The 13,666-nt window shown below is 59.5% G+C and carries 12 protein-coding genes; 5 read left to right on the top strand and 7 right to left on the bottom strand.

Annotation, left to right across the window (positions count from 1 at the left end):
- Window positions 1-120 precede the first annotated feature (120 nt).
- A complete protein-coding gene (gene chiB / locus J0X03_RS06065) occupies window positions 121-1,620 on the top strand; it encodes a chitinase ChiB (RefSeq protein ID WP_160204477.1) in 1,500 nt (499 codons plus the stop codon).
- 85 nt (window positions 1,621-1,705) lie between these two features.
- Here the strand turns inward: chiB and J0X03_RS06060 are convergent, their stop codons facing one another.
- Window positions 1,706-2,647 (bottom strand): LysR family transcriptional regulator, encoded by a 942-nt coding sequence (locus J0X03_RS06060; RefSeq protein ID WP_025303805.1) that lies wholly within the window; start codon window positions 2,645-2,647, stop codon window positions 1,706-1,708.
- A 404-nt stretch (window positions 2,648-3,051) separates the two neighbouring features.
- Between J0X03_RS06060 and cbp21 the strand changes: the two genes are divergently transcribed.
- The gene (gene cbp21 / locus J0X03_RS06055; RefSeq protein WP_033643984.1) at window positions 3,052-3,645 is read left to right on the top strand and encodes a chitin-binding protein/chitosanase CBP21; all 594 of its coding nucleotides are present in this window, start codon (window positions 3,052-3,054) and stop codon (window positions 3,643-3,645) included.
- A gap of 66 nt (window positions 3,646-3,711) precedes the next feature.
- Here cbp21 and J0X03_RS06050 read toward each other — a convergent pair whose 3' ends face one another.
- From J0X03_RS06050 to J0X03_RS06025, 6 genes are all read right to left on the bottom strand, one after another.
- The gene (locus tag J0X03_RS06050; RefSeq protein ID WP_069100658.1) at window positions 3,712-4,674 is read right to left on the bottom strand and encodes a sugar-binding transcriptional regulator; all 963 of its coding nucleotides are present in this window, start codon (window positions 4,672-4,674) and stop codon (window positions 3,712-3,714) included.
- Between the two features lie 95 nt (window positions 4,675-4,769).
- The gene (dhaL, locus tag J0X03_RS06045) at window positions 4,770-5,426 is read right to left on the bottom strand and encodes a dihydroxyacetone kinase subunit DhaL (protein WP_033643985.1); all 657 of its coding nucleotides are present in this window, start codon (window positions 5,424-5,426) and stop codon (window positions 4,770-4,772) included.
- A gap of 3 nt (window positions 5,427-5,429) precedes the next feature.
- Entirely contained in the window at window positions 5,430-6,431 is a 1,002-nt protein-coding gene (locus J0X03_RS06040) for a dihydroxyacetone kinase subunit DhaK (protein ID WP_015378693.1), read from the bottom strand.
- Between the two features lie 29 nt (window positions 6,432-6,460).
- Window positions 6,461-7,231 carry an SDR family oxidoreductase gene (locus J0X03_RS06035; RefSeq protein WP_103101632.1) on the bottom strand — a complete coding sequence of 257 codons (771 nt, stop codon included), beginning with the start codon at window positions 7,229-7,231 and terminating at the stop codon, window positions 6,461-6,463.
- Between the two features lie 35 nt (window positions 7,232-7,266).
- Window positions 7,267-8,535, bottom strand: coding sequence for an MFS transporter (locus J0X03_RS06030; protein WP_042785164.1), 1,269 nt, complete (start codon window positions 8,533-8,535; stop codon window positions 7,267-7,269).
- 66 nt (window positions 8,536-8,601) lie between these two features.
- Window positions 8,602-9,714 (bottom strand): MDR/zinc-dependent alcohol dehydrogenase-like family protein, encoded by a 1,113-nt coding sequence (locus tag J0X03_RS06025; RefSeq protein WP_033643987.1) that lies wholly within the window; start codon window positions 9,712-9,714, stop codon window positions 8,602-8,604.
- Window positions 9,715-10,032: 318 nt separating this feature from the next.
- On the opposite strand from J0X03_RS06025, the gene rpiB reads away from it, so the two are divergent.
- From rpiB to tkt, 3 genes are all read left to right on the top strand, one after another.
- Window positions 10,033-10,491 (top strand): ribose 5-phosphate isomerase B, encoded by a 459-nt coding sequence (gene rpiB / locus J0X03_RS06020; protein WP_033643988.1) that lies wholly within the window; start codon window positions 10,033-10,035, stop codon window positions 10,489-10,491.
- Between the two features lie 193 nt (window positions 10,492-10,684).
- Window positions 10,685-11,635, top strand: a complete 951-nt coding sequence (gene tal / locus J0X03_RS06015) for a transaldolase (protein ID WP_016926754.1) — start codon at window positions 10,685-10,687, stop codon at window positions 11,633-11,635.
- An 18-nt stretch (window positions 11,636-11,653) separates the two neighbouring features.
- On the top strand, window positions 11,654-13,648 hold the full coding sequence (tkt, locus tag J0X03_RS06010; protein WP_033632127.1) for a transketolase: 1,995 nt from the start codon (window positions 11,654-11,656) through the stop codon (window positions 13,646-13,648).
- The last annotated feature ends 18 nt before the right edge of the window (window positions 13,649-13,666 follow it).

Here is a 13,666-nt window from a genome sequence, read left to right as displayed (position 1 = left end):
AGTGAATAAAAAATTCATTCTTATCGTGATTTGTTTCGACTGTTATTTCTGCGAAAAATAAACATTAATGGCAACGGGAAATATTTCCCCATCGAAAAACATCCACTCTGGAGAAATGCCATGTCCACACGTAAAGCCGTTATTGGGTATTATTTTATTCCGACCAACCAAATCAATAATTACACCGAGACCGATACGTCTGTCGTGCCGTTCCCGGTTTCCAACATCACGCCGGCCAAAGCCAAGCAGCTGACGCACATTAACTTCTCGTTCCTGGATATCAACAGCAATCTGGAATGCGCCTGGGATCCGGCCACCAACGACGCCAAGGCGCGCGATGTGGTCAACCGTCTGACCGCGCTCAAAGCGCACAACCCCAGCCTGCGCATCATGTTCTCCATCGGCGGCTGGTACTACTCCAACGATCTGGGCGTGTCGCACGCCAACTACGTCAACGCGGTGAAAACCCCAGCGTCGCGCGCCAAGTTCGCCCAATCCTGCGTGCGCATCATGAAGGATTACGGCTTCGACGGCGTGGACATCGACTGGGAGTACCCGCAAGCCTCGGAAGTGGACGGTTTCATCGCCGCGCTGCAGGAGATCCGCACCCTGCTGAACCAGCAAACCATCGCCGACGGCCGCCAGGCGTTGCCGTACCAGTTGACCATCGCCGGCGCCGGCGGCGCCTTCTTCCTGTCGCGCTATTACAGCAAGCTGGCGCAGATCGTCGCGCCGCTCGATTACATCAACCTGATGACCTACGATCTGGCTGGCCCCTGGGAGAAGGTAACCAACCACCAGGCGGCACTGTTCGGCGATGCGGCCGGGCCGACCTTCTACAATGCGCTGCGCGAAGCCAACCTGGGCTGGAGCTGGGAAGAACTGACCCGCGCCTTCCCCAGCCCGTTCAGCCTGACGGTCGACGCCGCGGTGCAGCAACACCTGATGATGGAAGGCGTGCCGAGCGCCAAAATCGTGATGGGCGTGCCCTTCTACGGCCGCGCCTTCAAGGGCGTCAGCGGCGGCAACAGCGGGCAATACAGCAGCCACAGCACGCCGGGCGAAGATCCGTACCCGAACACCGATTACTGGCTGGTGGGCTGCGAAGAGTGCGTGCGCGACAAGGATCCGCGCATCGCCTCCTATCGCCAGCTGGAGCAGATGCTGCTGGGCAACTACGGCTATCAGCGGCTGTGGAACGACAAGACCAAAACGCCTTACCTGTATCATGCGCAGAAAGGGCTGTTCGTCACCTATGACGATGCCGAGAGCTTCAAATACAAAGCGAAATACATCAAGCAGCAGCAGTTGGGCGGCGTGATGTTCTGGCATCTGGGGCAAGACAACCGCAACGGCGATCTGCTGGCCTCGCTGGATCGCTATTTCAACGCCGCGGACTACGACGACAGCCAGCTGGATATGGGCACCGGGCTGCGCTACACCGGCGTCGGCCCCGGCAACCTGCCGATCATGACCGCGCCGGCTTATGTGCCGGGCACCACTTACGCGCAGGGCGCGCTGGTGTCCTACCAGGGTTACGTCTGGCAAACCAAATGGGGTTACATCACCTCGGCGCCCGGTTCTGACGGCGCCTGGCTGAAGGTGGGCCGCGTGGCGTAAGCCGTAAAAAAACCCCGTAGCCGAATGCTGCGGGGTTTTCATTGAGTTAACCGTTTGATTTTCGCGTCCCTTCGTCTCTATTCCTTCAGTTGTGGCACCAAGGATAACCGCCATCCCGCACCACTTCGCGGCCCATCAGGCTGTAGACATCGCTTTTGCGCGTCAGCCGCTCATGCCACCAGTTAAACCCGGCGCCCTTGCTGGCCGGGTGCCACGCCAGCCAAATCATTTCGTCGCCCTTTTGCATCTCCACCGGCACCGTCACCAGTTCGCCGCTGGCCAATTCCTTTTCGATCAAAGCAGGCGGCAGAAAAGCGTGGCCGATGCCGCGTTTGAGCAGCGCCAGGTTGCTTTCCACGTCGCATACCACCAACTGACGCTGCAAGGGCAGCGTGCCGTGATTACGCTTGGGCAGCTCATGGCTGCTGTCGGCGATCACCACCACGATGTCGTTCAACCGCTGTTTCTTGCACACCGGCTTTCTCTGCGCCGCGAACGGGTGCGAAGGCGACACGCACAGCACAAAGTTGAGCTTGCCGAGCATCAGGGTTTTAGCCTGCACGCTGTCGGGAATTTGGCCGATGGCGATGATCAGATCCGCCCGGTTGTTCTTCAGCGCATCCCAGGTGCCGTTCAACGCTTCTCGCTGCACCGAGATACTGGCGTTCGGGCAATGCTGAATATAGTCGCGGATATCCTGCGTCAGGGTTTCCAACGGGAAGAAGGTGTCTACCGCCAGGCGGATATTATTGTCCAGCTTGGGGATGTTGCGCACCCGGCTTTCCAGATCCTGCACCGCATTTAATATCCAGCTGCCTTCCTGCAGGAGAAATTCCCCTTCATCCGTCAGGGTAATCATGGGGCCATTGCGATGAAAAAGTTTCACGCAGAGTTTGCTTTCAATATTGGAAACCCGATAAGAGATCGCCGAAGGCGTTTTATGCAGCGCCTCCGCCGCCATAGAGAAAGAACCGGTGCTCTTGATGGTGCTGATTATTTTAATCGCGTCCAGGGATAATCTAGTCATACAAATTCCTCTTTAAAATAAAATAAGAAAAATGACACTAAATTCCCAAGGTGGTGGCGCACAAAAATCGATCAAATCGAACAAAGGTACTCATAGCAACAAGCAATATACTTCATAAATGAGAGCGCTATCTTAAATACTATTCATCACGACCTGATATAAAATTCATCATAGCGCCCTACTTTTACACAGCGACAGTTAAATAAATTCAGCCTAACGATCAAAGATCGTCATCATAATAATTTTCGTTAATAGCCGTTAAAACATTCCGCTCTATCGCACGACCAGAATGATAAAAATAAAACAAGCCGACAAGAAGGGTTATTTCTAATTGCGTTATTAATCTCTCATTTTGTCGGTGAAATACGCTCAACTTACAACATAATTTCAGTCAGGAGTGACTTATGAACAAAACTTCCCGTACCCTGCTCTCTCTGGGCCTGCTGAGCGCGGCCATGTTCGGCGTTTCGCAACAGGCGAATGCTCACGGTTATGTCGAGTCGCCGGCCAGCCGCGCCTACCAGTGCAAACTGCAGCTCAACACCCAGTGCGGCAGCGTGCAGTACGAACCGCAGAGCGTCGAGGGCCTGAAAGGCTTCCCGCAGGCCGGCCCGGTTGACGGCCATATCGCCAGCGCCAACAAGTCCACCTTCTTCGAACTGGATCAGCAAACGCCGACGCGCTGGAACAAGCTCAACCTGAAAACCGGCCCGAACTCCTTTACCTGGAAGCTGACCGCGCGTCACAGCACCACCAGCTGGCGCTATTTCATCACCAAGCCGAACTGGGACGCTTCTCAACCGCTGACCCGCGCTTCCTTTGACCTGACGCCGTTCTGTCAGTTCAACGACGGCGGCGCCATCCCTGCCGCGCAGGTCACCCACCAGTGCAACATACCGGCAGATCGCAGCGGTTCGCACGTGATCCTTGCCGTGTGGGACATAGCCGACACCGCCAACGCCTTCTATCAGGCGATTGACGTCAACCTCAGCCACTGATCCGTCAAAAGGGGGATGTCTCTGGAGGGTTCAGCCTGGCGCTGAACCCTTTTTTTGCGGGTGTCGCTATTGCGACATGTTGAGGATAGTGCGCACATTGAGCGCGCTGGTGGCGATAATGTCGATGGCGCCGGTGCGCAACGCGCCCAAAATCGCCAGCGCCTTGGTATTCTCGGAGGCAATGGCGATCACACACGGAATTTTGCGCAGCTCATCAATGCTCAGCCCAATCACACGGTCATTCATCACCGTATCGACATGCTGCCCCTGGGCATTGAAAAAGTCATAGCCGGCGATGTCGCCGATCACGCCCTGATTAAGGCTGGCGTCGATAATCTCGTGCGGCGTAAACCACCCCAATTTCACCATATAACTGTTTTCATTCATGTCGCCAATGCCGACTAACGCCACATCGGCCTTACGCGCGCGATCCAACGTTTCCTTGATCGTGCCGTTCTGCATGAAGGCGTCTTTCAACGCGCGATTTTCGACGTAGGCCGGCGCATAGAGCGTCTCGCTGCTGCCGCCGAACTTCTTCGCCAGACGCCGGCTGATATGGTCGGCGTTGATCGCATCGCCCGGACGGTGGGTGCCGCCGATGCCGCAGATGAACTTGCAGTTGCGCTCCGCCACGCTGCCGACGTGATCGGCGATCGCCGCCACGTTGCGTCCCTGCCCGACCGCCAACACCATATCGTCTTTCAGCGACATCGCCAGGTAGTTGGACACCAGCGCCGCCACTTGCCGACGCTGTTCCTCTTCGTCCTGATGATCGAGCGCGATCAGCGCGCGGCTGATGGGAAAACGTTCCATCATCTGCTGTTCCAGCCGGGTGCTGAACACCGGGTGATAACGCACGTTGATCTCGACGATGCCTTCTTCCTTGGCGCGCTTGAGCAAACGACCGACTTTGATCCGTGAGATGCCGAACTTTTTGGCGATCTCTTCCTGCGTGATCTCATCCTGATAATAAGCAACGGCGATTTCGGTCAGCAGTTCGTTATCCTGGGACACAGTTTGTTTTTCCATCCGTTAGACGTTTCCCCACGGCAGGCCGGTTAATCATGGCGGAGGGACGATACACGCCCCTCCGACAATGCTGAATGCCCGCTAGTATAACGCGTTCAGGCGGCAACGGTATTCAGTCGTTGCTCCACCTCGTCCGCCAATCGGGTCAAGAGCAGGCAGCAAGATACCGCGCCGGCGTCCAGTACGCCGCGCGAACGCTCGCCCAGACGGCTGGCGCGGCCGATTTTCGCCACCAGCTCGCGCGTGGAATCGCGCCCGCGCGCCGCGGCGATCCTCATCTGTTCCAGCGCAGCGGCGAAGTCGTCACCGCGCCCCGCCGCCTGCTCAAACGCTGCTACCGCCGGTATCAGCGTATCCATCAGACACTTGTCCCCCACGCCCGCGCTGCTGATGTCCTGCAGTTCGCGCAAACCGCCGTGCAACATCGCCAAAAATGCCTGCTTATCCAGCACGCTGCGCTCGCGCACGCTCTCCGCCATGCCCATGAACAGGCTGCCGTACAGCGGCCCCATCGAACCGCCGATGCCCTCCATCAGCGCATCGGAAACCGCATCGAACGCCTGCGCCAACGTGAGCTCGCGGCCGCGAATGGCATCGCCGCACATCGCGAATCCCTTCGACATGTTAATGCCGTGGTCGCCGTCGCCGATGGCGCCGTCGATTTCGCTCAGGTATTCGCGGTTGCTGACAATGGTTTCTATCAGCCCCGTAACGATCTCACTGCCGTACCGGGTTGAAATTTGTTCCGTCATGATTCACTCCACCTGGGTTAAGCCTAAAGATTGCGCCGGCATGTCCAGCAGCGTTTTCAGTTCGTCATCCAGCGTCATCAGCGTCAGCGTCACGCCCATCATTTCCAGCGACGTGAAGTAATTGCCGACGTAGCGCCGATGCACCCGCACGCCTTTCGCCGTCAACCGACGCTCTATTTCGGCATAATAGATATACAGCTCCATCACCGGCGTGGCGCCAAGCCCGGAGATCAGCAACGCCACCTCCTGCCCCTGTTCCAGCGGCATGTCGTTGAGCACGAAATCGAGCATGGTGCCGGCCATCGCCGACGCCGACTGGATCGGCGACACCTCAATGCCCGGTTCGCCGTGATGGCCAATGCCGATCTCCATCTTGCCGTCTTCGATATGAAAATTGGGTTTGCCGACCGCGGGAATGGTGCAGGAACTGAGGCCGACGCCGATCGAACGACACCGGTCGATGGCTTTTTGCGCCGCGCCGATCACGCCGTCCAGATCGTATCCCTTGGCCGCCGCCGCCGCGCCGACCTTCCACATCAGAATTTCTCCGGCCACGCCGCGCCGTTTATCGATCTCACTGGCCGGCGCCGAGGCGACGTCATCGTTGGCCACCACGGTTTTCACCCGTATGCCGGCCGCCGTGGCCTTCTTGATCGCCATCTTGACGTTCATGTTGTCGCCGGCGTAGTTGCCGTACAGGCAAGCGACGCCCGCACCGCTGTCCGCCGCCTTGAACGCGTCGAGAAAAGCCCCCGCCGTAGGCGATGAAAAAATCTCGCCAATTGCGACGGCATCCAGCATGTTTTTGCCGACATACCCCAGAAACGCCGGCTCATGGCCGGAACCGCCGCCGGTGACGATGCCCACTTTGCCGGCGATCGGCGCCGGCGGATATTTCAACACCCGCGCATTGTCAGTGGCGGCGTAATAGTCCGGGTGGGCCAGCCTATAGCCCTGAATGGCGTCTTCCACTACGTGATCGGGATCGTTAATGATTCTGTTCATCGCGGCCTCTCTGTCGCCTGAATAAGAAATTATTGAATGGTGTAACCGCCGTCGACCACCAGGTTGGCGCCGGTGATCATCGCCGCCGCGTCACCGGCCAAAAACAGGGCGCTGGCGGCGATATCTTGCGGCTCGGCGAAGCGCCGCAGCGGGATTTTCTGCTTCATCTGCTCAGCCACCTCGCCAGACCAGGCCTTACGGCCCAGCTCCGTCAAAACCACGGTGGGTGAAATGGCGTTGACCCGCACGTTGTGCGGCCCCCACTCCAGCGCCAGCACCTGAGTCAACCCGATCACGCCCGCTTTGCTGGCGCAATAGGCCAGGTGATTCGGCAATGCCACCACCCCGGCCTGCGAGGCGAGATTGATGATGCTGCCGCCGCGCTGACTAATGAAACGGCGCCCTACCGCCTGGCAGGTGAGAAACACGCCTTTCAGATTGACCGCCAGGGTTGCATCCCACGCCGCTTCAGGCAGTTCCTCAGCGGGATGCAGCGCGACGATGCCGGCGCTGTTGACCAGCACGTCCAGCCGCCCGAAATGCGCCTCAATCTGCGCCACCGCCCGCTCCACCGACGCGGCATCGGTGACGTCGGCCACGACGCCCAGCGCCGCCTCGGCGTCCAGCTGTCGCGCCACTTCCGCAACCTGCGGCGCCCGATCGAGCAGCGCCACGCGCGCGCCGTTTTGCAGATAGCGTTCGGCGATAGCGAGACCGATCCCCGCAGCGCCGCCGGTAATCAGCGCCACCTTGCCCTGCAGCGAGAGCTCGCGCGGCGCCGTAGTTTGATGATTAATCATAAATTTCCCCTTAAAACTGTGAACTTCACCCTCGGTCAGGATATTTTCGCCAAACTCGCGCCGCGTTCTTCCTGCGCCATCGCGTTTTCCTTCGGCAGCGTGACAAATTTCATCAGCACGCCGCTGAACAGGTACAAGCCGGTAAAGATCCAGATCACGCCAACGGTGCCGAGGCTGCCGATAAACAGCCCCACCACCGCCGGGCCGACAAAGGTGCTCAGGCCGGCGCCCAGATTGAGAATCGACATCGCCGCGCCCTTATTGTCCGGCGCCAGCGACGGCATGATGGCCGACAGCGGCACGAACGCCGCCAGGCAGGCGCCGAACAAACCGGCGGCGCAAACGGTCAGCAGGTAGTTGGCGCCGAAGAATTGCGGCACGTAGTAGAACATCAGCGTGGTCAAGGCGCAGCCGACGCAGCCGAACCACATCACCACATTGCGCCAGCCGAGACCGTCGCTGATCACGCCGAAAATCAGGTTGAAAATGATGTTGACCGTCCACAGCGCGGCGTACATCTGCAGCCAATGCGTGCGGGTGAACCCCATATCCATCATGTACATGGGCATGAATACGACGAAGCCGTATGCCGCAGAGGTATTAATGGTGCGCACGATGCCGCCCAGGCCAATCTTCGGGTTTTCAAACGCGATGGTGATGCCTTTCAAGACGTAACCCAGCGACGCTTTTTCCCGGTTGCCGCTCTGTGCCGCGCCGTCGTCGCGATTGAGCATCAGCGCAATCACCGCGCCCAGCACGACGAAAATCAGCGCGCTCCACAGCGTGTGGATCTCGCCGAGATAAGGCAGCATGATGCTGGAATACAGCACGCCCAGCACGCTGAGCCCGCCGCTGTAGACGAACCAGAAAATCCCCACCGCCGACCCCAGCCTTTCCGGCGGCGCCTCATACGCCACCCACACCAGAAAACCGTAGGCGAACAACGGATAACCCAAGCCGCGCAGCGCATAGGTCGGCACCATGATCGCCAGGTTGTTGCTCGGCAGGCCGAACGTCAAAAAGCACACCGAACCGAACAGAAACAGCAGCAGGCCGGCCAACATCACCCGCCGGGCGGTAAAGATTTCCGCCAGCACGCCGGAAAACCAGGCGGCGATCGCGGCCGCAAAACCATAAACGCTGAACAGCAGCGCCGATTCCTGAATGCTCAGCCCCTTGCCGATCAAATAAGGCGACAGCCAGCCCTGTTCCAGCCCTTCGCCCATCATGAACACCAACACGCCGGCATAGCCCAGCAGCAGTTTCGGTGACAGACCAATGCGATGAATCAGTCCATGCAACATAGAACACCCCAGCACATGTGATTATGGAGGCGCAGGCTCACCCGCACCCGAAGAACGATGCAGGTTTCAGAGGTTTGGATTAAGCACCACTTTGATTGAACCGATGCCGCGCTTCATCAGCTCGAAGCCCTCGGCGAACTGTTCCAGCGGCAGCGTATGCGTCACCACGCCTTCGGTCGGCAGATCGCCATTGGCGATGCCTTCGATCACCAGCGGGTAGCAGTAAGGGCCGAGGTGCGAACCGAGCACGTCCAGCTCCTTGCGGTCGCTGATGATGCTCCAGTCGACGGTCACCGGATCCTTGAACACGGAAAATTCCACGAAGGTGCCGAGTTTGCGGATCAGCGTCAGGCCCTGTTCCACGGACTTTTGGGCGCCGGTCGCCTCGATGTAGATGTCGCAGCCGTAGCCGTCGGTCATCGCTTTAACCGCCGCGGGCACGTCGTCACGGGTCGGGTTCAGCGTCACATCCGCGCCGAAGCGCTTCGCCAGCGCCAGACGCTCATCGGACAGATCCAGCACCACCAGCTTCGAGGGCCCGGACTTTTTGATCGCCCCGATCATGCCCAGCCCCAGGGTGCCGGCACCGGCCAGCACCACGACATCGCCCAGTTTGATATTGGCGCGTTGCACCGCATGGAAGGAGCAAGCATAGGGTTCGATCAGAATGGCTTTTTCGATCGGCAGATCGGCCGGCACGTGATAGTTAATCGCCTCTTTGGTGAACTTCATGTACTCGGCCATGCCGCCATTGACGTTTTTCTGGAAACCGTACAGGTCATGCTTTTCGCACATCCAATACTGGCCGCGGTTGCAGAAGCGGCATTGCCAACAGGGAACGATCTGTTCTGATATCACCCGATCGCCGAGATTGAAGCCCTCGACGCCTTCGCCGTATCCCACCACGTGGCCGATAAACTCATGACCGGGGATCATCGGCGCCTTGATGTATGCCGGTTGTTTTTCATCGCCCCAGAAGCTGGGCGCCCCTTCGAACGCTTTAACATCGCCGGCGCAGATGCCGCAGGCCTCGATCTTCACCAGGATCTCTTTCGGGCCGATCTTCGGTACCGGCACCTGTTCCAGGCGGTAATCTTTCGGGGCGTACGCCACAACCGCCTTCATGATCTCGGGGATACCGTCCGCCATTTTCGCCTCTGTCATGCAGGTCTGACACATAGCACTCTCCTCTGGTAGGGTGACTCTTTATGATCAATAACACAAACAAAGAACAAATGAACACTAACGTCACGCGTTCAATTTGCCCACAGAGAACTTGCCAAACTGTGATATCGCTCAAAAACCCGTCTGCATGAGGATAAATAACGATTAAAACCTCTTTTTTAGTGACGATCGTCACCTTTTAAAGGGAGGAACAGAAAAATCAGGCAAAAAACAAAAGAACACCAATTGAACATTTGATTAAACAGGGATACGGTAATGAACGTGGCGCCACCGAGGATCGCCGCCCTTTTCGTTACCAATCAGGAGACCGCTATGCTGCCTATCGCCATCGGCGCCGACGATGCCGCCATTGAACTGAAGGATCTGATCGTCGCCCACCTGCAACGACGGGACATTCCCGTCATTGACTACACGACGGATCGCACCGCAGAAACGGGGATCTATCCCGATATCGCCTATCGCGTCGCGCAGGCGATACGGGAGGAAAAACATCGGCGGGGGATCCTGCTGTGCGGCACCGGCATCGGTATGAGCATCGTGGCCAATAAAGTGCCCGGCATTCGCGCGGCGCAATGTCACGATACCTACTCCGCCCAACGGGCGCGCAAAAGCAATGATGCGCAGATCATCACGCTGGGCGCGCGGGTCATCGGCGCCGAACTGGCGAAAACCATCGTCGATGCCTGGCTGGAATCGGAGTTTGAAGGGGGAGGTTCGGCGCCGAAAGTCGAGCGGATCGGCTATTACGAAAACGCGGTCGGTCGGCGTTAAACCGCCTGCAGTCTAGATGGCGGTCGCGCGCAAGCCGCGCTCCGCCTGGGTTTATTCGTCATTCATTGTTATTATCCATCGCAACAATCAGAAAAAGCGCATTTTCATTCTCGATCCGATGATGCAGTGTGTTCCCCCTATGATGAAAAAGGTTCTCATTTCCCTACGTTGAGCTTGGTCAAGGAGCTTATCAATGAATCAATTAGACGCACTCAAGCAGCTGACCACGGTGGTCGCCGACAGCGGCGATATCGAATCCATCCGCCAGTTCGAACCCCAGGACGCCACCACCAACCCTTCGCTGATCCTGAAAGCCGCCGCGCTGCCGCAGTACAAAGCGCTGATCACCGAAGCGCTGGAGTATGCCCGCCGCCAGGGCGGCAGCAAGGAAACCCAGCTGATCAACGCCAGCGATAAACTGGCGGTCAACATCGGCGTCGAGATCCTCAAAAGCGTGCCGGGCCGCATCTCCACCGAAGTGGACGCCCGCCTGTCGTTCGACCGCGGCATGTGCGTCGCCAAAGCGCGCAAACTGATCGGCATGTATCAGGAACAGGGCATCGACAAATCGCGCATCCTGATCAAGCTGGCTTCCACCTGGGAAGGCATCAAAGCCGCCGAAGAGCTGGAAAAAGAAGGCATCAACACCAACCTGACGCTGCTGTTCTCCTTCGCTCAGGCCCGCGCCTGCGCCGAAGCCGGCGTGTATCTGATCTCGCCGTTCGTCGGCCGCATCTATGACTGGTACCAGGCTAAACAGCCTGCCGCCGACTACGACGCCGATCAGGATCCGGGCGTGAAATCGGTGCGCACCATCTATGAATACTACAAGCGTCATCGTTACCAGACGGTGATCATGGGCGCCAGCTTCCGCAAAGTTGAGCAGATCCTGGCGCTGGCCGGCTGCGATCGCCTGACCATCGCGCCGAACCTGCTGGAGCAGCTGAAAAACAGCGAGCAGCCGGTCGAACGCAAGCTGACCCCTTCGACCGAGGGCTTCCACCAACCTGCCCCGCTGGCCGAAGCGGAGTTCCGCTGGCTGCACAATCAGGACGCCATGGCGGTGGAAAAACTCGCCGAAGGCATCCGCCTGTTCGCCGTCGACCAGCAGAAGCTGGAAGACATGTTGGCCGCTCAACTGTAATCGCACTGGAGTTTCGTTATGTCTTCTCGTAAAGAGCTTGCCAACGCCATCCGCGCACTCAGCATGGACGCCGTACAAAAAGCAAATTCCGGCCACCCGGGGGCCCCTATGGGCATGGCGGACATCGCCGAAGTCCTGTGGCGCGACTACCTCAACCACAACCCGACTAACCCGCACTGGGCTGACCGCGACCGTTTCGTGCTCTCCAACGGCCACGGCTCCATGTTGATTTACAGCCTCCTGCACCTCACCGGCTACGACCTGCCGATGCGCGAGCTGGAAAACTTCCGTCAGCTCCATTCCAAAACCCCGGGCCACCCGGAGTACGGTTACACCCCGGGCGTTGAGACCACCACCGGCCCGCTGGGCCAGGGTATCGCCAACGCCGTCGGCTTCGCCATCGCCGAACGCACCCTGGCGGCGCAGTTCAACCGCCCAGGTCACGACATCGTCGACCACCACACCTACGCCTTCATGGGCGACGGCTGCATGATGGAAGGCATCTCGCACGAAGTCTGCTCCCTGGCCGGCACCCTCAAGCTCGGCAAGCTGACCGCCTTCTACGATGACAACGGCATCTCCATCGACGGCCACGTCGACGGCTGGTTCACCGACGACACCGCCCTGCGTTTCGAAGCCTACGGTTGGCACGTGGTGCGCAACGTCGACGGCCACAACCCGGACGCCATCAAGGCCGCGATTGAAGAAGCCCGCAAGGTGACCGACAAGCCATCGCTGCTGATGTGCAAGACCGTTATCGGCTTCGGCTCGCCGAACAAGGCCGGCACCCATGACGTGCACGGCGCCGCGCTGGGCGCCGCCGAAGTGGCCGCCACCCGCGAAGCGCTGGGCTGGAAATACGCCGCCTTTGAAATCCCGCAGGACATCTACGCCCAGTGGGACGCCAAGGAAGCCGGTCAGGCCAAAGAAGCGGCCTGGAACGACAAGTTCGCCGCCTACGCCAGGGCCTTCCCGGAACTGGCCGCCGAGTTCAAGCGCCGCATGAACGGCGAGCTGCCGGCGGACTGGAAAGCGGACGCCAAGGCGTTCGTGGAAAAACTGCAGGCCAACCCGGCCAACATCGCCAGCCGCAAGGCGTCGCAGAACGCGCTGGAAGCGTTCGGCAAGGTGCTGCCGGAGTTCCTGGGCGGCTCCGCCGACCTGGCGCCGAGCAACCTGACCATGTGGTCCGGTTCGAAAGCGCTGAACGTTGACCCGGCGGGCAACTACATTCATTACGGCGTGCGCGAGTTCGGCATGACCGCCATCACCAACGGCATCGCGCTGCACGGCGGCTTCCTGCCGTACTCGGCGACCTTCCTGATGTTCGTGGAATACGCCCGCAACGCGGTGCGCATGGCGGCGCTGATGAAGCTGCGCAACGTGTTCGTCTACACCCACGACTCCATCGGTCTGGGCGAAGACGGCCCGACCCACCAGCCGGTGGAGCAGCTGGCGAGCCTGCGTGTGACCCCGAACATGAGCACCTGGCGTCCGTGTGACCAGGTGGAATCGGCGGTGGCGTGGCAGTACGGCATCGAGCGCAACGACGGCCCGACCACGCTGGTGTTCTCGCGCCAGAACCTGACCCAGCAGCCGCGCACCGCAGAGCAGCTGGCGAACGTGTACCGCGGCGGCTACGTGCTGAAAGACTGCGCGGGCACGCCGGACGTTATCCTGATTGCCACCGGCTCCGAAGTGGGTATCACGGTGGAGGCGGCGGACAAACTGACCGCGGCGGGCCGCAAGGTGCGCGTGGTGTCGATGCCGTCGACCGACGCGTTCGACAAGCAGGATGCGGCGTACCGCGAGTCGGTGCTGCCGGCGGCGGTAACGGCGCGCGTGGCGGTGGAAGCGGGTATCGCGGACTACTGGTACAAGTACGTGGGCCTGAACGGCGCTATCGTGGGCATGACCACCTTCGGTGAGTCGGCGCCGGCGGAGCAGCTGTTCGCCGAGTTCGGCTTCACCGTGGACAACGTGGTGGCCAAGGCGCAGGCGCTGCTGAAGTAAGCCGCCGGGCGCAAGCCG

The organism is Serratia ureilytica (assembly GCF_017309605.1).
Lineage (GTDB): Bacteria > Pseudomonadota > Gammaproteobacteria > Enterobacterales > Enterobacteriaceae > Serratia > Serratia ureilytica.
Note: the sequence above shows the minus strand (reverse complement) of the source record. Positions and strands in the feature narration are given on the sequence as shown.